The following is a 20,700-nucleotide window of genomic DNA, read 5'->3' on the forward strand; positions in this document are numbered from 1 at the left end:
CACTGCCTACATCCACTCCTCACGATACCGTCGTTGAAGCGCCTTGCTTCCACGCCGGGGCACACCTGTGCCCGGGCTCGCCTCCCAGGAGGGAGGCGTCAATGGAAGGAAGGCCCCGGCCGTCACAGAGGCTCGGCTTCAATACCGAAAGCGCGCATCCGGGCCTTGGAGGAAGGAGCCCCGGTGGCAGCGGGATGTCAGGGCACGTAGCAGGACTTGGCGACGTTGTAGAGCGGGTCGGCCCCGCCGAAAGCGGCCGCGGTGCACGCGGTGCCACCCGTGAAGGTCTTGTAAACGAAGGCGCCGTTGGCCCCGTAGGCCACGGTCTTCTGGCCGCTGAAAGCGCAGGTCCCCTTTTCCGCCGCGCACAGCGTCCCGAATCCAGCAGGCGCCCCGGTCGGGTAATAACAAGCCTTCGCGGTGCCGAAGAGCGGGTCCACCCCGAACGAGCCACTGTTGCAGACGGTGGTTCCGGGGGAGATGCCGCTCCAGAAAGAGCCGTTGGCTCCGAATGCCAGCGGCTGTCCATTGGGCACCGTGCACGAGTTGTCCTCGATGGCGCACCGGCTCCAGCTCCCGGGCGGGGGCGCGCCGGCGGGAGCGACGTAGCAGCCCTTGGGAGCGTTCGGCAGCGGGTCCGTGCCGAAGGCCTCGTTGGTGCACGCGACGCTGCCGTTGGCGATCTGGAAGCGGAACGCTCCGTTGCGCCCGTAGGCGACCTGGCGCATGCCCGAGAAGGTACAGGTGCCCTTCTCCTCGGCGCACGCGGTGAAGCCCACGGGGCCCCCAGCGGGCGCCAGGTAGCAGGACTTCAGCAGGTTGTAGGCCGGGTCTTTCCCTCCGAAGGAGGCGGTGGTGCATGGCGTGGGGCCGCTGACGAGCCGGTAGGCATACGTGCCCGCGCCGTAGGCCATCACCTGGGTGCCGCTGGGCGTGCAGGTTCCTCCCTCGGTGGCGCACAGGGTGTAGCCGGGCGGCATTGGGTTCGGCAGCACCGAGACGGTGAAGGGCACGGGGGCCACCACGCCGCTGGCCACCACGGTGTACGTGCCGGGGGCCACGCCGGTCAGGTAGATGGAGCGCCCATCGCTGGAGCCACCGCCGATGCCGGGAACGCTCCGGAAAGTCCCTCCGGTCCACGCGGTGGCGCCATTCACGGTGACGCTCACGTTGGAGGCGCCGTAGGTGGGAACGCCGATCGTGCCGCTGGAGCCCGCGGGGCTGGTCAGCCGCGCGGTGAAGGTGCTCGCCGAGGCGGAGTAATCCCAGGAGCCGGAGACGAGGCCCTGGGGCAGGGTGAGGGTGCCCTCGACGTGGGTGAGGTCTCCCCGGTGGGGGATGAACTGGTAGCGCCCGTCTGGCCCCAGGGGCATGAGGCCCAGGACATGGAAGGTGAGGGCGAGCGTGGGGCCCGCGGCCCACCCGTGCGCGGCGCTCACGAAGGAGCCGTTGTACGCGGGGTCGAGCGAGCCGTGGTAGTCCATGCCCTCCCAGAAGGTGCTGGCCGTGCCCATGGGGCTGCTGAGCATGTGGCCCCACTCGCGCCGCATGAGGATGAGCGCGTTGACGTCCTCGCCCGCGGTCAGGTGGGCCTGGAGCTCCATCGAGCCCGGGAAGGTGCCGATCTTCCCGCCGTCATTCTTCTCCGGGGTGAGGGCGCCGATGTGGTTCCAGCGCGCGGTGAGGGCGCGCACGATGCTCGCGTCCTTCTGGGGGCTGTCGGTGAGCTTGAACCAGACGGCCATCGAGTTGCCGTCCTGTGGGTACACGGTGCTGGTGGGGTTGTCCCGGTACAGGCCCACGGCGGGGTTCCAGAGCCGGGCGTTGGCCGCCGACTTGAGCGTGGCCGCGCGGGCGCGCCAGGCGGAGGCGCTCGCGGCGTCGTTCTCCACCTCCGCGAGCTGGGCGCCCCCGAGCAACGTGGCGTAGAGAATGGCATTCGCCGCGATGTTCTCGCCCACGGGCTTCACCCGGGCCCAGTCCTCGCTGTAGGCGCTGGGAATGCTGAGCAAGCCATTGCCGCCCACCTGGGAGAGGACGAAGTTCATCGTGGACTTGTACTTGCTCCAGATGGAATCCAGCCACGCCTTGTCCCCCGAGTACGTGTAGTAGGACGCGGTGCCGATCAGGGCCCACATGTTGTACGTGGTGGAGCCCCAGAGGTTGAAGGGCGAGCCGCCCCACTGCAGCTCTCCGGAGGGCCGCTGGGCCTGGAAGAGCATCGCGATGGCATTGCGTGTGGAAATCGTGTCGTTGGTGGACACGTACTGGGCGGGCAGCGCGATGCCGAGATCTCCCGCCCACACGGTCCGGTCCCGCTTCGCGCCATCGACGAGCACGGTGGCGCCCACGCCCACGGTGGCGTTGTTCTGCCAGCCGCTGGACGGCGGCCCCCAGACGCGGCCCTGGTTCGAGCCGATGGTGTTCATCTGCACCGTGTACGCGCCTGCGTACCAGAGCTTGTCGAGCAGCGGATCGTTGGAGGCGAAGTAATTGGCGTAGTCCTGGGGGTTCGCCTTGCCGGGCGCGGGGGTGAAGTTCAGGGAGATGCCCGTGAGGTCCACCCACCCGGAGGTCGTCAGGAACAAGGTGAGGTAGCGGAAGCCGCCCCGGAGCTTGTCGACGGGCATCGTGTACGTGCCCGCGCCCGAGACGGTGGCGTAGAGCGCGCCATCGGGGCTTCCTCCGCCGCTGCTCTGGTCGCTGTTCCTCCCGATGTAGAGGGAGGACTCGGAGAAGGCGAGGCCGATCTGCTGGCCCGCGCCGCTCGCGCCCGAGAAGCGCAGCGTCACCAGCCCGCCGACTTCCTTTCCAAAGTCATACACCACCAGGGCGCTTGAGCCGGACAGCCGGGTGGCCGCGCCGGAGAGCACATTCTGAGGCGCGCTGACCGAGCCTTCCGTGCTGTGCACCCGGACCGGGGCCAGGGTGCGCGAGGCGGGCGAGTAACTGGAGGGAGAGCTTCGCGCGAGCGCTCCGGAGGGGGCGGCGACGGTGGCCAAGACCACCAGGCTCCACAGCGCCGTGGCCCGGGCGTGGCCCCGCAAGTGGGCTCCTCTCACAGACTGTGTTGCCATGGACCGTCCTCCAGGAAAGCGGTGACCCAACCCGCAGAGTTCCTGGTGTTTTTCTGGGTTGTCAATTTATTTTTAGATTCCACGTTTTTATGGATGCGCAGGTTCCTGGCTCACTCCAATGATAGGTTTCCTCTGAATAGTGGACGGAGGAGCATGTGGTTCTTTGGAGGCTTGTTGCCTTGAGCGCCGTGATGATCCTCGCGGCATGTGCGAGCCCTCGGCGCTACTACCTGCATAGCGAACTGCCCACGCTGGAAAATGATCTCAACCTGGCGGTGGGGCCTGGCCCTTGGCCAGATGTGCCAGTGGTACTTTCAGATGCGGCGGAAGTTCCCGATGAGCTGGTGCTGCCAACGCTCAAGGCCTTGATGGCGCTGCCAGGAGCCGCGGACGCATGTGATGCCAACGGCCGGCCTCGCCCGGATGCCACGGAGTACTGCGTTGCCGTCTACAGGACTTCACAGGATTGGCGTGTGAGCTGGCCGATCCGGAGGTTGGTGAGGGCTCATAGTGCGTGCAAGCCGCCCTTTGGTGGGGTGGAGGACGCGGATTTCGGAAGGGACCTGCCTATCTTTGGCTATGCCCACAACCACCCCTGTGGCCTCTTCGCCAGCAGCACGGATCTGAGGTGGTTTCCAGCGGCGAAGTCGCCAGAAGGCGGTTGGGTGGTGGTTGGCTATGGCATCACGCCCAGCGGGAAGCCAGCGCGTGATGCCCGAGGGAACTTGATTCCTGCCTGGGCATGGCTTGCCACGGGCCACCTGCATGAGCCCCGCTTCTACAAGTGGAATCCCGCGGGGGAGGTTTTCCGATGGCGTGAGCACAAGAAACACTGGGAGTTTCAGGCAAGATGCGAGCCTCAATCCTCCACGGCGCTCTATCCTGATCAGGTATTTCCTCCGAAGTGCTCTCCCGCGTTGACAGACTGGTATTGAGCGTCCTGGACGGCCCATGCTGAGACCGCATCACATTCTCGTGCTCGTTTCGCTTCTGGCGGATGGAGGGGCTGTCACACCTTCACCCGCCCCCGCTCAACCGGATGCGGGACCCCGAGTCATTCAAGCCAACCCCCTGGCACCCGATGCAGGGGGCCCCGGGCGCCAGTCTGCCGTGGCAGGCGGTATCCAGTGGCCTGCCGACGTGCGGCCCCTGGCAACGTTGGACGGGCCTGCCGTCATTGCGGCCCAGGCCGCCCTGCAGCAGCTTCTGGACCGCTTCGCCAAAGAAGGAACGGCTGGCAGCTGCGGTCACTCTGCCAAGGGATTGGAAGTGGTCGTTGGAGAAGGCGGAGGGATGTACATCGTCCGGATCAACCAACGCATGGACAAGTGTGGTTGGACCGTTCCTCCAGGTTTCAGCACGGACGCCGATTGGGCCGAGCTGTATGCGGTCTCCCAGGACGGACGGGTGCTGGCGCGCTACCCGTTCGCGCCATGAGAAAAGGGCCGCCTCCCCTGTGCTTTGGGGAGGCGGCCGGTGCGGCTTAGTTCTTCCAGCTGCCGTCGGTCAGGCGCTGGATGCGCTCCTCGAGCGGCGGGTGGCTGGAGAAGAGCGCCATCAGGCCTCCGCCGCGGATGCCGAAGGCTTGCATGTTCGAGGGCAGCATGCTCGCCTCTCCCTGCTGCATGCGCAGCCGGTTGAGCGCGCGCGCCATGGCGTTCGGGTTCACCAGCTGGGCACCACCCACGTCCGCCCGGTACTCCCGCCGGCGGCTGAACCAGGCCACGATGATGCTGGCGCCAATGCCGAAGACGATCTGCAGCACCAGGCTGGTGATGAAGTAGCCGGGCCCCGTGCCCGTGCTCTCCTCGCCGTCCTCGGAGCGGTTGAGGAACCGGTCCACGAAGAAGCCCACCACCCGGCTCAGGAAGATGACGAAGGTGTTGAGCACGCCCTGCAGCAGGGTGAGCGTCACCATGTCCCCGTTGGCCACGTGGGCCACCTCGTGGCCGAGCACCGCCTCCACCTCGTCCCGCTCCATGCCGTGCAGCAGCCCCGTGGACACCGCCACCAGCGCGCTGTTGCGCCGGGCCCCCGTGGCGAAGGCGTTCATGTCCGGGCTGTCATAGACGGCCACCTCGGGCATCCCGATGCCCGCGTTCTGCGCCAGCCGCTGCACCGTGCTCATCAGCCACCGCTCGGCCTCCGTGCGCGGCGCGGTGATGACCTGGGCGCCCGTGCTCCACTTCGCCATGGGCTTGGAGATGAGCAGCGAGATGATGCTGCCCGCGAAGCCCATCACCGCCGACATGATGAGCAGCGCCGGCAGGTTCAGGCCGGAGCCCTGCCGGGCGAGGAAGCTCTCCACGCCCAGCAGCCTGGCGACGATTCCCAGCGCCGCCACCACCGCCAGGTTGGTCAGCAGGAACAGCGTGATGCGTTTGAAGAAACTCCCTTTCATGTGCCCTCTCTCTGAGAAAAAACCGTACTCCCAACATGCAACGGCGAAAGACGAACGCAAGCGGATATCTCCCCCGCGTTCACCGTCGGTCTTGAACAGCCCACCCCCGGCGCACTTCCCAAGGATTGTCGGAAGCGTTCGTTCGGTTTTCTCGAAGGATTCCGCCGGGCAGGCAGCCGGTCATTATATGGTGGCCCCATGGTTCTCTCCGTCCTGGTCTCCCTGCTCGTCGTCACCGCGCCGTCCGGTGACGGCTGGAACACCTACGCCAACTCGCGCTACGGCTACTCCGTTGCCGTGCCCGCCGGCCTTCAGGGCCAGGGCGAGTCCGGCAATGGCGATGGCCAGGAGTTCCAGGATTCCACGGGCAAGGCCGTCCTCAAGGTGTGGGCCTCGCCGGTGGTGGAGCTCGACGGGACGCCCGAGAGCAAGACGGACCTGGCGTGGAACCGGAAGGCCGCCGTGGAGCGGTGGCGCAAGCAGAAGGTGCGCATCACCTACCAGCCCAAGGGCAAGGGCTGGTGGGTGCTCTCCGGCGAGGATGCCCAGGGGCGCGTCCTCTACCTGAAGCAGCTGGAGAAGGAGGGCGTCGTCTACGGCTTCGAGTGGAGCCACCCGAAGGGCGCCAAGGCGTGGCAGGACGCCACGGCGCGCATCGCCCGCGGCTTCACGCTGCCCTGATCCGCCCGCGCCCGCCTGGGGCCGGACTTCCGCACCGGCTGCGCCTATAAGGCGCCTCATGGATGTGAAGTGGCGACAGGTGGTGGAGTGGTTGCTGGACGCGGGGCGGGTGGAGTGGACCATCGAGCGGCCCTCCCCCGGCAGTGAGCCTGCCCCCCGGGAGCTGTTCATCAGCGTGGGCTCCCGCAGCGAGGCCCTGCCCGCGCACCCCCGCATGCTCGCCTGGAAGCTGCCCCAGTGGACGCGCCGCTCCGTGCGCTCCACCACCGGCACCGTGCTTCTGTCCGCCGAGGCGCTCGATGCGTTCGCCCAGTCGCTCGCCGCCCCCGGCGGGGAGCCCGGCCCCGTGCGGCTGCGCGTCCACGTGCACACCATCGACGTCGTCTGCGCCAGCCTCCTGGCAGCCTTCCGCATCCTCCATGGTACCTGGCCCGAGGCGGCCGGGGCGCTCGCCGAGTACCTGGGCGAGTGGGAGCAGGGCCACACCGAGACGGTGGGGGACTACGAGCGCGCCCTGGGCACGGTGTTCTACGCGGCGCTGAACCTCTGGCCCTCGGAGACGGCCTGCCCCACGCGCGAGGTGCTGGAGCTGATGGCCCGCGTGCTGGAGACCGTGCACCAGCCCTCGGCGCTGGCGAAGCTGCCCGAGGCGCTCATTCCCGGGCCGCTCTCCCGGCGGCTCAAGGCGGACGAGTTCCTCTACCGCGCGGAGCTGTCGCGCGCCCAGCTCGTGCAGCTCGACATTCCCCTGGGCGACGTGAAGGACGGGCCCGTGCGGCGCGTGGACGCGCTCTTCCTGTCCTCGCTCCAGGACGTCACCGTGCTGCGGCTCCTGGCGCGCAACGACACGGAGCACACCCAGTACGGCCAGGGCTTCGACTTCATGGCCGTCCACATCGCCCGGCCCGGCCAGTCCAAGCCCTGGCATGCCTTCTCCCTCAACCCCGAGCGCGCCGGCACGCTGGCGAACCTCGCGGGCGCGCTGGATGCGCTGGAAGGAGACCGGCTGCCGGATGGCGCCCCCCGTGCCCGCGGGGCCCGGCGCTTCGAGCGCCAGCCCAACGACTACCAGGACCCCTGGTACTCGGATGGCTACGCCAGCCCCCTGGGCCGCGCGACGATGGTGGCCGTGCCGTACTCGGGCACCCGGCTGTCCCGCCGCGAGCTGTGGGAGTTTCTCTGGAGCGAGTTCAACGTCGGCCGCAACGTGCACGTGCTCCAGGCGCACACCCTGTTGGGCCGGCCCTTCCTGTGGCGGGGGCCCGCGCCCGAGGCGGAGCTGAAGTCCCGGGGCTTCCGCCGCTGTGACTTGTCCGGCCGGGGCGCCGCCTTCCACCCCGCGGTGGTGAACTCCTTCCTGGGCGCCACGGAAGAGGCGGACGTGCTGCACTACGAGAAGACCGCCGGGCCCCACACCGCGCGCGTCTCCGTCTACCCGAACCGCCTCGTCGTCGTGTGGGTGGAGTGGGCCCGGCAGGAGGCCGTCTCGCTGTACGCGCTCGCCCAGGAGCAGGCCGCGCTCGTGGAGGGCCCCGCCGCCTGGGAGTTCGAGTCCCTGCGGGGCCTCTCCCCGTGGCTCGCCCCGCTGGGGCCGGAGCGCTGGATGGTGTACGGCGCCTACCGCATCTCCCGGGGGCGCTCGTCCATGCTCGATGACTCCCGCGCCATGCAGGGGCTCTTCCATGCCCTGGCCTCGGGCACGGCCCCCACGCTGGAGAAGCTGCCCTCGGAGGCCGCCGCGGAGGGCCGGCGCGTGCTCCGGGACTCGGCGGGGGAGACGGAGCACTGGCTGACGTCCACCGGGGGCGCGCGCCTGGAGTTCCTCATCGAAGAGGAGGCGCGGGGGCCGCTCGCCTGTGACCGGGACTTCCTCCTGTTCCTGCTCACCCTGGGGCAGCGCTACTCGGCCTTCGAGACGAGCCGGCGCATGGCCGAGGTGGAGCAGCGCTACCGCACCTCGCGCTGGCAGAGCCTGCGGCCCGCGCGCAGCGTGCGCTCGGACGTCATGCTGTTCACCAACTCCCTGTGGCACACCCGGGTGAGCGAGGATCCGGACCTCAACGCCCGCTACCTCGCCTGGCACTCCCTGCACGGCATGCAGGAGACGGTGGAGGCCATGAGGGACCAGGCCTCCGAGCTGGATCAGTACAAGCGCGACCAGTTCGACCGGATGGTGAGCATCCTCCTGTTCGTCTTCCTGCCCGTGAGCCTGGCGTGCGGCTTCTTCTCGGGGGCCCAGTTCCAGGACATGAGCCCCTCGGTGGGCATCCCCGGCACCACCACCGGCTGGCTCATCTTCCTGGGCTACACCGCGGCCTTCACGGTGCTCGTCTTCGGCACCGTGCTGCTGGCCCGGATGATGAACTGGCGGCGGCGCTGAGCGGGGAAAATAGGCACTCGCCGGCGCCTTGGAGTTTCACCGGCGAGTGCCCGCGCACCGCGCATGACACGGTGCATGAAGGTTTTCCGCGGAGCCCCTCTACCAGAGGCACTCCTTCCTACGCACGCGGGGAGAATTCATTTCACACGGGTCTGACACCGGGGCGGTGTCGAGCAGGTCGTAGATTTCCTTCCATTGGGTGACCGTGAGGGGGGCCATCCCACTCTTGAGCAGCCTGCCAGGCCAGGCGCTGGATGCCCCTGCACCCGGCGAGATTGTGCTGCCAGGAGCCGGGAAACCGGGGGCCTTCCGTGCTACGGCAGCGGTTGAGTCCATCGCTATCGAGGAGAAGACTCCGTGAGTACGAAGAACGTTCGCATCGAGAAGGACACCTTTGGCCCCATCGAAGTCCCAGCCGACAAGCTGTGGGGTGCCCAGACGCAGCGCAGCCGCCAGAACTTCGCCATCTCCTCCGAGCGCATGCCGCTGGCGCTCATCTACGCCCTGGTGCGCGTGAAGAAGGCCGCCGCCCTGGTGAACAAGGCCAACGGCTCGCTGGCCGCCGAGAAGGCCGACGCCATCGTGAAGGCCGCCGACGAGGTGCTGGAGGGCAAGCACGACGAGGAGTTCCCGCTGCTGGTGTGGCAGACGGGCAGCGGCACGCAGACGAACATGAACTGCAACGAGGTGCTGGCCAACCGCGCCTCGGAAATCCTGGGCGGCGAGCGCGGCGAGTCGCGCAAGGTGCACCCCAACGACGACGTGAACAAGGGGCAGAGCTCCAACGACGTGTTCCCCACCGCCATGAGCGTGGCGGCGGCGGAGGCCGTGGTGCAGCACGTGCTGCCCGAGCTGAAGGCGCTCAAGGACGTGCTCGCGCAGAAGTCCGAGGCCTTCAAGGACGTGGTGAAGATTGGCCGCACGCACCTGCAGGACGCCACCCCGCTCACGCTGGGCCAGGAGTTCAGCGGGTACGTGGCGCAGCTGCACCACGCCGCGGCCCACATCGAGCGCACGCTGCCGCACCTGTACGAGCTGGCGCTGGGCGGCACCGCGGTGGGCACGGGCCTCAATGCCCCCAAGGGCTATGCCGAGCAGGTGGCCAAGGAGATTGCCCGCCTGACGGGGCAGCCGTTCGTCACGGCGCCCAACAAGTTCGAGGCGCTGGCGGCCAATGACGCGCTGGTGCAGGCGCACGGGGCGCTCAAGGGCCTGGCCGCGGTGCTGTTCAAGGTCGCCAACGACGTGCGGTGGCTGGCCTCCGGGCCCCGCTCGGGCATCGGCGAGCTGACGATTCCCGAGAACGAGCCCGGCAGCTCCATCATGCCCGGCAAGGTGAACCCCACCCAGTCCGAGGCGCTCACCATGCTCAGCGCCCAGGTCATGGGCAACGACGTGGCCATTGGCCTGGGCGGGGCCTCGGGCAACTTCGAGCTGAACGTGTTCAAGCCGCTCATCATCCAGAACTTCCTGCAGAGCTGCCGGCTGCTGGCGGACGGCATGCGCAGCTTCCGGCTGCACTGTGCCGTGGGCATCGAGCCCAACCTGCCGCGGCTCAAGGAGAACCTGGAGCGCTCGCTCATGCTGGTGACGGCGCTCAACCCCCACATCGGCTACGACAACGCGGCGAAGATCGCGAAGACGGCGCACAAGCAGGGCAAGACCCTGAAGGAAGTCGCCGTGGAGCTGGGGCTGGTGACGCCCGAGCAGTTCGACCAGTGGGTGCGCCCGGAGAAGATGACGGGCAACCTGTAGTCCTGTCTGCGCCTTCCTGGGGTGGGCACCTACTCCAGGGAGTCCCAGAGCGCGTCGAAGGCGCGGCCAAAGGGCTGAACGAGCCGCGCGTCGTCCGAGATGAGGACGTTCTCGTGGTTCACCGCCGCGGCCGAGCGCGTCCAGTTGTAGCTGCCGGTGAGCAGGCGCTTGCGGTCGAAGAGGGCGAACTTGTGGTGCATGTGGGCCTCGGTCCGGTCCAGCCGGACCGGGATGCCCGCCTCGCTCAGCCGGCGCATGTCCGAGCCCGGGTCCAGCGACTTGTCGTTGTCGCTCACCACCCGGACGCGCAGGCCCCGGCGGTGCGCCTCCAGCAGTGCCCGGGTGATGCGGTCATCCGTCACGGTGAAGACGCAGACTTCGATGGAGCCCCGGGCCTCCTCGATGAGCTCGACGATGGCGCGCAGGGGGCCCTCGCCGGGGGAGAAGTGCGCCTCCATGCGCGCGGTGTCGGACACCCCCTGGGTGGGCGAGAGGGCCAGCAGCGTCTCCTCCAGCCAGGAGATGACCTGGCGGGCGCGCGGGTCCGTCACCGAGTCCCGGGCGAGGCTGAAGGCGCGGGAGCGGAAGACGGCCAGGACGGCCTCGCTTGCCCGCCTGTCCTCCAGCACGGCCTGCAGGGCGCGCCGCTCGGAGCGGGTGAGCTGCTTGTCGGCCAGGGTGGCCGTGAGGATGGCGTCGATTTCGGAAGCGTTCATGGGCACCCGGGGAGGCGTCCGAAGCGTAACGCACCACACGCTCGGGAAAGAACAGGCGGGCATGCGGGGCGCAGGGGGGTTAGGGTAGGAGGCATGAACATCCCCTTCGTCATCGAAACCTCCCACCGCGGCGAGCGGGCGTATGACCTCTACAGCCGGCTCCTGAAGGACCGCATCATCATGCTGGGCGTGCCCATCAACGACGATGTGGCCAACGTCGTCGTGGCCCAGATGCTGTTCCTGGAGTCCGAGGACCCGGAGAAGGGGATCAACATCTACATCAACTCGCCGGGCGGCTCCGTCACGGCGGGCCTGGCCATCTATGACACGATGCAGTACGTGAAGTGCCCCGTGTCCACCATCTGCGTGGGCCAGGCGGCCTCCATGGGCGCGCTGCTGCTGCTCGCGGGCAGCAAGGGCAAGCGCTACGCGCTGCCGAACGCGCGCATCATGATTCACCAGCCGCTGGGCGGCGCGCAGGGCCAGGCGACCGACATCGACATCCAGGCGAAGGAGATCCTCCGCCTGCGCGCGTACCTCAACGGCATCATCGTGAAGCACACGGGCCACACCATCGAGCGCATCGAGAAGGACACCGAGCGCGACTACTTCATGAGCGCCGAGGATGCGCGGCAGTACGGCATTATCGACGAGGTGGTGGTGAAGCCCGGCGTGCCGGTGGTGAACAAGGGTTGAGCGGAGGGCCGGGGAATGCCCAAGTAGGGGCATGACCCGTCCACGCCCCTGGCTGTGGATGACGGCCGCGCTCCTGTGTGGAGCGTGTGCCACCCCGCCGGCGGGCCGCGAGGCCACCGAGGTGCGCCCCAACGACTCCCCGTCACCCCGGGCGAGGCGCCGTCCGCGCCGGGGCCCTGAGGCGCCCGCAAGACGCGCCCTCTTTCGGGACGGGAGCGGGTAGACTGCCGGGGCGGCGTGGCGTGAACCGAGGAGGGGTGTGGCAGTGCGTCCGGTGTTGATCTTCCTGGGTCTCGTGGCGCTGGGCTTCTTCGTGGCGCTCATCATCCGGGGCACGGAGGCCCAGCGGTTGCGGAGGGCCTGGTTCCGCAACACCCCGCTGCCGAGGGTGCAGGCCGAGGAGTCCCTCGCACGGCATTTGATGGCGCTCAAGGAGCGGTTCCCCCACCGCACCGAGGCCTGGTACCTGAAGAAGGTGCTGTCGGACCTTCAGCGGGACCGGCGCTGAGCCGCTCCTGGGGGAGTGGGAGTGCGCGGCAGATGGACGACGGGCTCGAGTCGCGGTTGAAGCACCTGGAGCGGGGCTACCGGCGCATGCAGGGCGTGGCGTTCGCCGCGCTGGCGCTGGCCGGGGTGGGCCTGGGGGCCGCGGCCTTCCGGACGGAGGCGCCCACGGGGGCGCTCGTGGCCTCGCGGCTGACGCTCGTGGATGCGCAGGGGCACCCGCGCGCCACGCTCGCCGCGGAGCTGGAGGGCCACACGGGGCTGGTGCTCCGCGATGCGGCCGGCAACCCCCGGGCCCTGCTCGGCGTGACGGCGGAGGGCTCGCCCCGGCTGCGCTTCTCCACGGCCGGGGGGGACACGCTCGCCGAGCTCACCGTGTACTCGGAGGAGGCGCCGCGCCTGGCGCTCGCGAACGCGGGCGGCACGGAGTTCTTCGCCGTGGGGCTCTTCCCGGACGGCTCATCGCGGCTGGAGCTGGCGGATGAGTCCGGCCGGCCGCGCGCCATCCTCGGGGCCGACGAGCACGGCTCGCCCGGGCTGCTGCTGGTGGACCGCAAGGGGCAGACCCGGGCCACGCTGCGCGTGTCGCCTTCCGACAGCGCGAGCCTCGTGCTGGAGGGGCGCGACGGCGAGGTGTTCCAGGCGCCCTCGTCCGTGCAGTAGCCCTCAGGGCTTGGTGGCGGGCTTCGGCGCGGGGGCCGGTGCGGGCTCCGGCACCGGCGGCAGCACCTTGAAGCCCTGCTGGAGCATCAGGCCCAGCGTGTCCACCACGCTCCAGGAGGCCACGATGCGCCCCTGCTTCAACTGGAAGAGGGTGTGGCCCGTCAGCTGGAGCGGCGGGGGCTGCGCCTTCGCCTCGGCCGTCTCGTCCAGGAGGCGGGAGGCCGGGCCTTCTGCCTTCCAGTGCAGATGGACCAGGTCTCCATCCGCGAGCAGGTGCTGGATGCGGAACTGGAGGCCGGGCAGCTCGTGCAGGCTCGCCTCCTCCTGGGCCCGGATGTAGGCGGGGCCCCGGGCGTTCTCGGGCGCTCCCTCGGACAGGTCCACGAAGTCCTCGGCCACGTACACGGGGATGCGCTCGAGCCGGTGCTGGCCATACACCTCCTCGGCGAAGGCCTGGACGATGCGCTTGTTCTCCGCCTCCTGGGCGAGGTTGCGGCGCTTGGACGAGGTAGCGCAGTGGGTGGCCAGCAGCAGGGGCAACGTGAGCAGCAGGGTGCGAGTCATCGGATGTCTCATCGGGTGTCTTGTCATGGCGAGAGGTGTCCCAGGCCGATGGGGGCCGCCAGGCACGCGTCCGGAATGCCGAAGGCCTGGATGAGCGCCACCGCGTCCGGCCGCAGCTCCGCGCACAGGCGCGCCACCTCCTTGCGGATGGCCTTGGCCTTGGCGCCCTCCAGCAGGTCGTTCTCCAGGAACCAGCCGCTGGCATCCATCAGGCAGCCCAGGCCGTACACGTCACACAGCTTGCCGAGCACCGTGCGCGCGCCCAGGTCCTCCACCCAGGAGATGCCCTCGCGGAACTGCTCCAGCACCACCCGCTCCACGTGCGCGTGGGCCAGCGCCATCAGGTGGTCCTGGCACTCGTTGAAGGCCTGGAACGAGTCCATGCCCGCGCCCAGGCGCTTGCGCAGCCGCCGCGCCACCGAGGCCACCAGGTCCGACTCCCGGAAGCGCAGCGCGCGCAGCTGGAAGTCCCCGTCACGCAGGTGCTCGCTGTCCGTGCGCCGCGCCTGGAAGGGGTTGAGGTCCGTCAGGGCCACGGAGGCCCGCTCCATGATGAGCTTCATCACGGCGAAGACGCGGTCGTCCTCGAACTGCTGCCGGTAGCCCGTCAGCACGCTCTTGGCCACGAGCTGCATGAGCACCGTGTTGTCCCCCTCGAAGGTGGTGAACACGTCCGTGTCCGCCTTGAGCGAGGGCAGCCGGTTGGCGGCGAGATACCCCTGCCCGCCGCACGCCTCGCGCGCCTCCTGGAGCGTGCGCGTGGTGTGCCAGGTGGTGTAGGCCTTGAGCCCCGCGGCCAGGGCCTCGACTTCCCGGGCGTCCGCCTCGGTGCGCCCGGTGTAGCGCTTCACCAGGTACTTCAGGGCGAAGTCGAGCGCGTACGTGGTGGCCAGCGGCCGCAGCAGCCGGAGCTGGTGCGAGGGGTAGTCCAGCAGCCGCACCTCGGAGGCCCCCACCGGGCCAAACTGCCGCCGCTGCTCGGCATAGCCGATGGCGGTGGCCAGCCCGCTCTTGGCGGCGCTCAGCCCCGCGGTGGCCACGCTCACCCGGCCCGCCACCAGCGTGCCCAGCATGGTGAAGAAGCGCTTGGAGGCGCTCGCGATGCTGCTGGCGTATTCGCCCTCGGGGCTCACCTGCGCGAAGCGGTCCAGCAGGTTCTCCCGGGGCACGCGCACGGCGTCGAACCACAGCCGGCCGTTGTCCACCCCGTTGAGCCCCATCTTCAGGCCGCAGTCCTCCACGCGCACCCCCGGCAGCAGCCGGCCCTGCTCATCGCGCAGGGGCACCAGCAGGGCGTGCACGCCGTGGCGCTCGCCCTTCACCTCGAGCTGGGCGAACACCGTGGCCACGCGCCCGTGCAGCGCGGCGTTGCCGATCCACTCCTTGCGCGCATGCTCGGAGGGGGTGCTCACCACGAAGTCCCCCTGCTCCTCGTCGTAGCGCGCCAGCGTCTCCAGGTCCCGGACGTTGGAGCCGTGGCCCAGCTCGCTCATGGCGAAGCAGCCGGGCAGCTCCAGCGAGGCGATCTTGGGCAGGTACTGGCGGTGGTGCCGCTCCGTGCCCAGGAAGAACACGCTGCCGCCGAACAGCCCGAACTGCACCCCGGCCTTGATGACGAGGCTCAGGTCGAAGAAGGCCAGCGTCTCGAACGCGGCGATGAACGCGCCCAGGTCCGTCCGGGTGGTGTCCGCTGGGTAGGCCAGCGTCCCCAGGCCCCGGTCCGCCAGGGCCTTCAGCCAGGTGAAGACCCGGGCCCGGTACGCGGCCGTGTCCCGCTCATCCCCGTAGCGGAACTCCGGGGAGGCCAGCCAGGTGCGCACCCGGGCGCGCTCGGCGGAGTAGGTGCGGTCCAGCACGGCCCGCATCGCCTCCACCGGGAACGAGGGGGCGGGGGTGGTTTCCTCGCGGCGCACCGGCGGGGTGAGCGTGCGCACGGCCTCGGCGCTGGAGATGCCCAGGGAAGTCTCCAGCGGGGCCAGCGTGCGGGCCAGCTCCTGAAGCGAGGCAGGCAGGCCCTCCTGGCCCCCGAGGAGCTCGGCGAGCTGGGAGCCCAGCTCCACCAGGCTCTGCTGGGGGCTGCCCTGGAGCCGCTCGGCGGTGCGGCGGATGTGCTCGCGCACGTGCGCCAGGGCCGTGGCCGTGGGGGGATTCAGGGGGTCCAACCACTGGGCCAGCACGGCGCTGGAGCGCAGGTCCAACCAGGGCTGCGCCCGGGCCGCGGTGCCCAGCGCGCGGATCTCCTCGTGCGTCAGGTCGCCGTCGGTCCAGGCCACGTAGAGCATGGGCACCAGCGGCGCCAGGCGCGGCAGGGACAGGAGCTCCTGGGCGGATGGACTCTTCAGGTCATCGATGGCCAAGAATGGTCTCCTGGGGCAAGCGGAAGCGCCCAGTTCGCCACGGCCCGGGCCTCAGGGCAACGGCCGGATGCGACCGTCCGCCAGACGACACCCGGAAGTGTCCTCCCGCATGCCAGCGCGCCCCACCGTTCCTAGCTTGGCGGGCCAGGAAGGGGAGGGTGTGATGGTGGATCCATTGGATGAGGTGGTGCCCCAGCCGGGCGCGCATGGGTGGAGCCCCGAGGAGGGGCGCCGCCACGAGATGAAGGGGCCTTTCCACATCCCCAAGGGCCCGGATGGCTTCTCCTTCGTGCTGTTCCAGTCCACCGGCGTGTCCCTGCAGCCCGGACACCGGGTGGACCTCATCGAGAACGGCGCGGTGTTCGAGCGCATGCTGGAGGACATCCGCAAGGCCCAGCAGAGCATCCACATCCTCGTCTACATCTGGCGCCCCTGTGACGTGTCGGACCGCTTCGTGGAGGCGCTCCGGGAGCGCGTGAGCGCCGGGGTGAAGTGCCGCGTGGTGGTGGACCCCGTGGGCAGCGAGGAGGTCCGCGGGGACAAGGACTTCGACCAGAAGGTGGAGAAGCGGCTCACCGAGTGCGGCGTGGAGGTGCACTACTACCGGCCCCTGGCGGGCAAGGTGCTGGGCCGGCTCCTGGGGCGCACCCACCAGAAGCTCGTCATCGTCGATGGGCACGTGGGCTACACGGGCGGCTTCGGCATCTGGAAGGTCTGGGAGGGCGATGGGCTCGAGCCCGAGCAGTGGCGCGACACGCACATCCGCGTGGAGGGCCCCTCCGTGTGCCAGATGCAGCTGGCGTTCTCGCGCGCATGGCAGGAGTCGGGCGGCAGCCTCCTGCACCCCGAGGACCTGCCGGGCCCCCGCGAGCCGGGCCCCGTGCGCGCGGGCTTCATCGCCAGCGCGGGCAAGCTGGGGATGACGGACGCGGAGCGCATGGTGCGCATCGTCATCGCCGCGGCGCGCAAGCGGCTGTGGATCGCCAACGCGTACTTCACCCCGCCCAACGCCATCATGGAGCAGCTCATGCACAAGGCCCACGAGGGGGTGGACGTGCGCATCCTGGGGCCGGGGCCGGTGCATGACGTGCCCATCATCCGGGCCTCCCAGCGCGCCACCTACGCGGAGCTGCTGCGGGCCGGGGCGCGCATCTGGGAATACCAGCGCTCCATGATGCACGCGAAGACCCTCCTCGTGGATGACTGGCTGTCCGTGGTGGGCTCCACCAACTTCGACGCGCTGTCGCTCAACAAGCTGGGCGAGGGCTCCATGGTGGTGGCCGACGAGGCCTTCGCCCAGAAGCTGGAGCAGGGCTGGCAGCGGGACTTCGAGCACTCGCGCGAAATCACGCTCACCACGGGCGGAACGACGAACCCGTGGCGGCGGCTGGCGCGCCGGATGACGCAGCTGGTGGGCCAGGACCGGTAGGCCTCAGCGCGGGTGGCTCACCCCCACCTGCCGGCACATGGAGAGCACGGGGCAGCGAGAGCACAGCGGCCGGCTGCCCGTGCATACGTGCTTGCCGAACGGCACGAGCAGCCGGTTGATCTCAATCCAATAGGTTCTCGGCAGCAGCCCCTCCAGCGCCTTCAGCGTCTGCTCCGGAGCGCGGGTGCGCACGTAGCCCCAGCGGTTGGTGACGCGGTGGACGTGGATGTCCACGCTGATGGCCTCGTGCCCGCACGCCACGCCCAGCGCCAGGTGCGCGCACTTGGGCCCCACGCCCCGGAAGGATTGGAGCACCGCCGCGTCCGCCGGGAGCTGGCCACCGAACTCCTCCACCGTGCGCTGGGCGAGCGCGTGGAGCTGCCGCGCCTTGGGCTCGGGGAACGTGACGGGCCGGATGAGGGCCTCAATCTGTTCCGGGGTGAGCTGGCTCATGGCCTTGGGGGTGCTCGCGCGCCGGAGCAGGGTGAGCGCGGTGGGCAGGCTCACCTCGTCCCGCGTGCGGATGGACAGGATGCAGGCCACGAGCTGCTCGAACAGGCTCGTGTGCCCCCGCGTGGCCAGCGCGAACATGGCCGCGTCCGCGAAGCCCCGCACCTCCTGCCGGATGCGCCCCAGCACCGTGTCGATGTCGAAGGGGATTTTATCCCCCGCTCCGTCCCCATCTCCGGGTTCCATGCCCCCAAGATGGCGCCGGACACCACCGGCTGGAAGCCCTGATGGGTTGTGCCCTTCCAGCGTGACCGGATGGGTTGGGTGGCAGGGGAGCAGGAGAGCGCCCTGCTCAGCCCTCCCCGGGGGCGGGCTGGAGCCGCAGCATGTAGAAGCGGTCGCAGCTGAAGTGCCCGGTGTTGCCCATGGACTGGGGGATGCGCTCGAAGCCCACGCGCTGGTAGAGCTTCTGCGCCCCGTCCATGCCCGTGAGCGTCTCCAGGTAGCAGAGCTGGTAGCCCGCCTCCTTCGCGAAGGCGAGGCACTGGCGCAGCAGCCGCTCTCCCTGGCCGTGTCCCCGGGCCTCGGGCAGGAAGTACATCTTCTGGAGCTCGCACACCCCGGCGGTGTTGCCCGCCAGGGGCGCGATGCCGCCGCCCCCCACGACGCGTTCCCCGTGCTCCAGCACGAAGTAGGCGTGGCCGGGCCGGCTGTAGGCAGCGCACATCCGGTCCACTTCCGGGTCATGAATGGCGAAGCCGGGGCCATCCGCGCCGAACTCCGGCATCACCGTGCGGATGATGCGGGCCACCGCGGCATCGTCCCGGGGCTCGATGGGGCGCACATTCCATTCCGTGCTCATGGCCCGAACCGTTCCACACTTGCCCGGGGCGGGCCAAGGGGCAGTATACACCGCTGCTTCCAACACCCCCCCCTGCCTCATCCTCGGGAGTCCTGGCAGATGGCCAACAAGCTCAAGGCAGTCATTCTCGGTGGTTCGGGCTACGGCGGCGCGGAGCTGCTGCGCCGGCTGCTCTTCCACCCCCACGTGGAGATCCTCCGCACCACGGCCGGCGAGAGCGCCGGCAAGCGGGTGAGCGACGTTCACCTCAACCTCGCCGGGCTCACGGACCTGTCCTTCGAAGGCCTTGCCCCCAAGGAAGCCGTGGCCGGGGCGGATGTGGCCTTCCTGGCGATGCCGCACAAGACCACCGCCCAGGTGGTGCTCGACATCCTCGCCTCGGGCGTGCGCATCGTGGACCTGTCCGGGGACTTCCGGCTGAGGGACGCCGCCACCTACGCGAAGTTCTACGGCGTTCAGCACCCCGGGCCCCAGCACCTCACCGATGGCACCTTCACCTACGGCCTGCCCGAGCTGAACCGCGAGGCCATCCGCAAGGCGAAGTACATCGCCAGCCCGGGCTGCTTCGCCACCACCATCGCCCTGGGCCTGATGCCCCTGGCGCGCGGCGGCAAGCTCCGGGGCCCCGTGCAGACCGTGGCCGCCACGGGCTCCTCGGGCAGCGGCAACACCCCGCAGCTCACCACCCACCACCCGCTGCGCGCCAGCAACCTGCGCACCTACAAGCCGCTGGAGCACCAGCACATCCCGGAGATCCTCCAGACGCTGCGGCTCGCCGGCGGGGCGGAGGACCTGTCGCTGGAGTTCGTCCCTGTCTCCGCGCCGCTGCCGCGCGGCATCTTCGCCACCTCCTTCGTGAACGTGCCCGCCGCCACCTCGCAGGAGGAACTGGACGCGCTCTGGAAGGAGACCTTCGCCCGGGAGCCCTTCATCCGCGTCATCCGCGGCGCGCGGCAGCCCGAGGTGGTGGGCGTGGCCGGGGGCAACTACGTGGAGGTGGGCTTCACGCTGGGGCCCGTCACCGGAGACACCCGCCGCGTGGTGTGCTTCTCCGCGCTGGACAACCTGGTCAAGGGCGGCGCGGGGCAGGCCATCCAGAGCTTCAACCTGATGATGGGCTTCGACGAGCGGCTGACCCTCGCCGAGCCGGGGCTGTGGCCATGAGCGGGCTGAGTGCGTTCCAGGGCCGCTGGTTCGTCGTGAAGATTGGCGGCGAGCTGTCCTCGGACCGGCCGAAGCTGGCCGGCAGTGTGGGGGCCGCGGTGCGTGCCTTTCTCGACGCGGGCATCCGGGTGGCCGTCATCCACGGCGGCGGCCCTCAGGCGACAGAGCTGACGAACAAGCTGGGGCTCACGCCGCGCATGGTAGCGGGGCGCCGGGTGACGGACGAGGCCACCCTGGAGGTGATGAAGATGACGCTCGCGGGCCAGGTGTCCGTGGACGTCGCCGCCGCGTTCCGCCTCGCCGGCGTGCCCGCGCTGTGCACCACGGGCGTCTCCGCGGGCCTCATCGATGCGCGCAAGCGGCCCCCCCAGGTGCTCACCGGCGCGGGGCCCGAGCCCATCGACCTGGGGCTCGTGGGGGATGTGGTGGATGTGAACACCGCGCTCTTCGAGCGCCTGGCCGAGGCGGGCGTGGTGCCGGTGCTGGGCTCGCTGTCGGGGGATGCGCAGGGCCAGGTCTTCAACATCAACGCGGACACGGTGGCGACCCGCGTCGCCGCGAAGCTCCGGGCCGCCAAGCTGTTCCTCGTGTCCAACGTGCCGGGCGTGCTCGCCGACAAGAACGACCCGTCCACCCGCATTCCCACGCTGACGCCCGCGGAGGCCCGGGAGAAGATCGCCTCGGGGGTGATTCAGGGAGGGATGATTCCGAAGGTGGAGGAGAGCCTCGCCATGCTGGAGGAGGGCATCGAAGCCATCCACATCGCCGGAATCTCGCCCGCGCACGCGCTGCTCGGTGAGGCGCAAGGGGCGGGGAGCTTCGGGACGGCGTTTCTCCGGGCCCGCTGAGGGGGGGCCCCCGGCGGGCGGGTGTGTGCAGCCCGGTGCACAGATTCCTTGCACACCGCGTCATGCGGGTGGCACGCCCAGGCCCGTGGGAGGCTTCAACCGCCCGGGACTTCAGGGGCCGGGCGGTGGCACGAGTGTTGTTAAGGTCCTCGT

17 protein-coding genes are annotated in these 20,700 nt (G+C 69.7%); 10 read left to right on the forward strand and 7 right to left on the reverse strand.

Annotated elements, in window-relative coordinates; translation table 11 throughout:
• Nucleotides 1–197: 197 nt before the first annotated feature.
• Nucleotides 198–3,077, reverse strand: a complete 2,880-nt coding sequence (locus KY661_RS02160; protein WP_225408593.1) for an alpha-L-rhamnosidase-related protein — start codon at nucleotides 3,075–3,077, stop codon at nucleotides 198–200.
• 1,293 nt (nucleotides 3,078–4,370) lie between these two features.
• On the opposite strand from KY661_RS02160, the gene KY661_RS02165 reads away from it, so the two are divergent.
• Nucleotides 4,371–4,514, forward strand: a complete 144-nt coding sequence (locus KY661_RS02165; protein ID WP_225408594.1) for a hypothetical protein — start codon at nucleotides 4,371–4,373, stop codon at nucleotides 4,512–4,514.
• Between the two features lie 46 nt (nucleotides 4,515–4,560).
• Here KY661_RS02165 and htpX read toward each other — a convergent pair whose 3' ends face one another.
• The gene (gene htpX / locus KY661_RS02170) at nucleotides 4,561–5,478 is read right to left on the reverse strand and encodes a protease HtpX (protein WP_225408595.1); all 918 of its coding nucleotides are present in this window, start codon (nucleotides 5,476–5,478) and stop codon (nucleotides 4,561–4,563) included.
• Between the two features lie 198 nt (nucleotides 5,479–5,676).
• Here htpX and KY661_RS02175 point away from each other — a divergent pair, with 198 nt between their 5' ends.
• The 3 genes from KY661_RS02175 to fumC all read left to right on the forward strand — a co-directional run bounded on the left by KY661_RS02175 (nucleotide 5,677) and on the right by fumC (nucleotide 10,294).
• Entirely contained in the window at nucleotides 5,677–6,159 is a 483-nt protein-coding gene (locus tag KY661_RS02175) for a hypothetical protein (protein WP_225408596.1), read from the forward strand.
• A 58-nt stretch (nucleotides 6,160–6,217) separates the two neighbouring features.
• Nucleotides 6,218–8,539, forward strand: coding sequence for a hypothetical protein (locus tag KY661_RS02180; protein WP_225408597.1), 2,322 nt, complete (start codon nucleotides 6,218–6,220; stop codon nucleotides 8,537–8,539).
• 357 nt (nucleotides 8,540–8,896) lie between these two features.
• Complete coding sequence (gene fumC, locus KY661_RS02185; RefSeq protein ID WP_225408598.1) at nucleotides 8,897–10,294, forward strand: class II fumarate hydratase; 1,398 nt, start codon at nucleotides 8,897–8,899, stop codon at nucleotides 10,292–10,294.
• 29 nt (nucleotides 10,295–10,323) lie between these two features.
• On the opposite strand, the gene KY661_RS02190 is transcribed toward fumC, so the two are convergent.
• A complete protein-coding gene (locus KY661_RS02190) occupies nucleotides 10,324–11,010 on the reverse strand; it encodes a phospholipase D-like domain-containing protein (RefSeq protein ID WP_225408599.1) in 687 nt (228 codons plus the stop codon).
• A 93-nt stretch (nucleotides 11,011–11,103) separates the two neighbouring features.
• On the opposite strand from KY661_RS02190, the gene clpP reads away from it, so the two are divergent.
• The 3 genes from clpP to KY661_RS02205 all read left to right on the forward strand — a co-directional run bounded on the left by clpP (nucleotide 11,104) and on the right by KY661_RS02205 (nucleotide 12,873).
• Nucleotides 11,104–11,706, forward strand: a complete 603-nt coding sequence (gene clpP / locus KY661_RS02195) for an ATP-dependent Clp endopeptidase proteolytic subunit ClpP (protein ID WP_075008901.1) — start codon at nucleotides 11,104–11,106, stop codon at nucleotides 11,704–11,706.
• A 265-nt stretch (nucleotides 11,707–11,971) separates the two neighbouring features.
• Nucleotides 11,972–12,214, forward strand: coding sequence for a hypothetical protein (locus tag KY661_RS02200; RefSeq protein WP_225408600.1), 243 nt, complete (start codon nucleotides 11,972–11,974; stop codon nucleotides 12,212–12,214).
• Nucleotides 12,215–12,246: 32 nt separating this feature from the next.
• Complete coding sequence (locus KY661_RS02205; protein ID WP_225408601.1) at nucleotides 12,247–12,873, forward strand: hypothetical protein; 627 nt, start codon at nucleotides 12,247–12,249, stop codon at nucleotides 12,871–12,873.
• A 3-nt stretch (nucleotides 12,874–12,876) separates the two neighbouring features.
• Here KY661_RS02205 and KY661_RS02210 read toward each other — a convergent pair whose 3' ends face one another.
• Entirely contained in the window at nucleotides 12,877–13,437 is a 561-nt protein-coding gene (locus KY661_RS02210) for an ester cyclase (protein WP_225408602.1), read from the reverse strand.
• 23 nt (nucleotides 13,438–13,460) lie between these two features.
• Nucleotides 13,461–15,794, reverse strand: coding sequence for an acyl-CoA dehydrogenase family protein (locus KY661_RS02215; RefSeq protein WP_225408603.1), 2,334 nt, complete (start codon nucleotides 15,792–15,794; stop codon nucleotides 13,461–13,463).
• A 163-nt stretch (nucleotides 15,795–15,957) separates the two neighbouring features.
• Between KY661_RS02215 and KY661_RS02220 the strand changes: the two genes are divergently transcribed.
• A complete protein-coding gene (locus KY661_RS02220; protein ID WP_225408604.1) occupies nucleotides 15,958–17,223 on the forward strand; it encodes a phospholipase D-like domain-containing protein in 1,266 nt (421 codons plus the stop codon).
• Nucleotides 17,224–17,226: 3 nt separating this feature from the next.
• On the opposite strand, the gene KY661_RS02225 is transcribed toward KY661_RS02220, so the two are convergent.
• Together KY661_RS02225 and KY661_RS02230 are read right to left on the reverse strand one after the other, a co-directional pair.
• On the reverse strand, nucleotides 17,227–17,919 hold the full coding sequence (locus KY661_RS02225; protein WP_225408605.1) for an endonuclease III domain-containing protein: 693 nt from the start codon (nucleotides 17,917–17,919) through the stop codon (nucleotides 17,227–17,229).
• Nucleotides 17,920–18,025: 106 nt separating this feature from the next.
• Nucleotides 18,026–18,535 (reverse strand): GNAT family N-acetyltransferase, encoded by a 510-nt coding sequence (locus tag KY661_RS02230; protein WP_225408606.1) that lies wholly within the window; start codon nucleotides 18,533–18,535, stop codon nucleotides 18,026–18,028.
• Nucleotides 18,536–18,634: 99 nt separating this feature from the next.
• On the opposite strand from KY661_RS02230, the gene argC reads away from it, so the two are divergent.
• Together argC and argB are read left to right on the forward strand one after the other, a co-directional pair.
• Nucleotides 18,635–19,699, forward strand: a complete 1,065-nt coding sequence (gene argC, locus KY661_RS02235) for an N-acetyl-gamma-glutamyl-phosphate reductase (protein WP_225408607.1) — start codon at nucleotides 18,635–18,637, stop codon at nucleotides 19,697–19,699.
• Nucleotides 19,696–20,547, forward strand: a complete 852-nt coding sequence (gene argB, locus KY661_RS02240; protein WP_225408608.1) for an acetylglutamate kinase — start codon at nucleotides 19,696–19,698, stop codon at nucleotides 20,545–20,547. The genes argC and argB overlap by 4 nt, the downstream gene beginning before the upstream one ends.
• The last annotated feature ends 153 nt before the right edge of the window (nucleotides 20,548–20,700 follow it).

The sequence above is a fragment of the Allostigmatella hybrida genome, from assembly GCF_020103775.1.
GTDB classification, from domain to species: domain Bacteria; phylum Myxococcota; class Myxococcia; order Myxococcales; family Myxococcaceae; genus Hyalangium; species Hyalangium aurantiaca.

Coding starts and splice junctions, on each gene's coding strand:
- KY661_RS02205 (WP_225408601.1), top strand. CDS start 12,247: ATGGACGACGGGCTCGAGTCGCGGTTGAAGCACCTGGAGCGGGGCTAC.
- KY661_RS02190 (WP_225408599.1), bottom strand. CDS start 11,010: ATGAACGCTTCCGAAATCGACGCCATCCTCACGGCCACCCTGGCCGAC.
- argC (WP_225408607.1), top strand. CDS start 18,635: ATGGCCAACAAGCTCAAGGCAGTCATTCTCGGTGGTTCGGGCTACGGC.
- KY661_RS02165 (WP_225408594.1), top strand. CDS start 4,371: ATGTACATCGTCCGGATCAACCAACGCATGGACAAGTGTGGTTGGACC.
- KY661_RS02220 (WP_225408604.1), top strand. CDS start 15,958: ATGGTGGATCCATTGGATGAGGTGGTGCCCCAGCCGGGCGCGCATGGG.
- KY661_RS02230 (WP_225408606.1), bottom strand. CDS start 18,535: ATGAGCACGGAATGGAATGTGCGCCCCATCGAGCCCCGGGACGATGCC.
- argB (WP_225408608.1), top strand. CDS start 19,696: ATGAGCGGGCTGAGTGCGTTCCAGGGCCGCTGGTTCGTCGTGAAGATT.
- clpP (WP_075008901.1), top strand. CDS start 11,104: ATGAACATCCCCTTCGTCATCGAAACCTCCCACCGCGGCGAGCGGGCG.
- KY661_RS02160 (WP_225408593.1), bottom strand. CDS start 3,077: ATGGCAACACAGTCTGTGAGAGGAGCCCACTTGCGGGGCCACGCCCGG.
- KY661_RS02225 (WP_225408605.1), bottom strand. CDS start 17,919: ATGGAACCCGGAGATGGGGACGGAGCGGGGGATAAAATCCCCTTCGAC.
- KY661_RS02180 (WP_225408597.1), top strand. CDS start 6,218: ATGGATGTGAAGTGGCGACAGGTGGTGGAGTGGTTGCTGGACGCGGGG.
- htpX (WP_225408595.1), bottom strand. CDS start 5,478: ATGAAAGGGAGTTTCTTCAAACGCATCACGCTGTTCCTGCTGACCAAC.
- KY661_RS02210 (WP_225408602.1), bottom strand. CDS start 13,437: ATGACTCGCACCCTGCTGCTCACGTTGCCCCTGCTGCTGGCCACCCAC.
- KY661_RS02175 (WP_225408596.1), top strand. CDS start 5,677: ATGGTTCTCTCCGTCCTGGTCTCCCTGCTCGTCGTCACCGCGCCGTCC.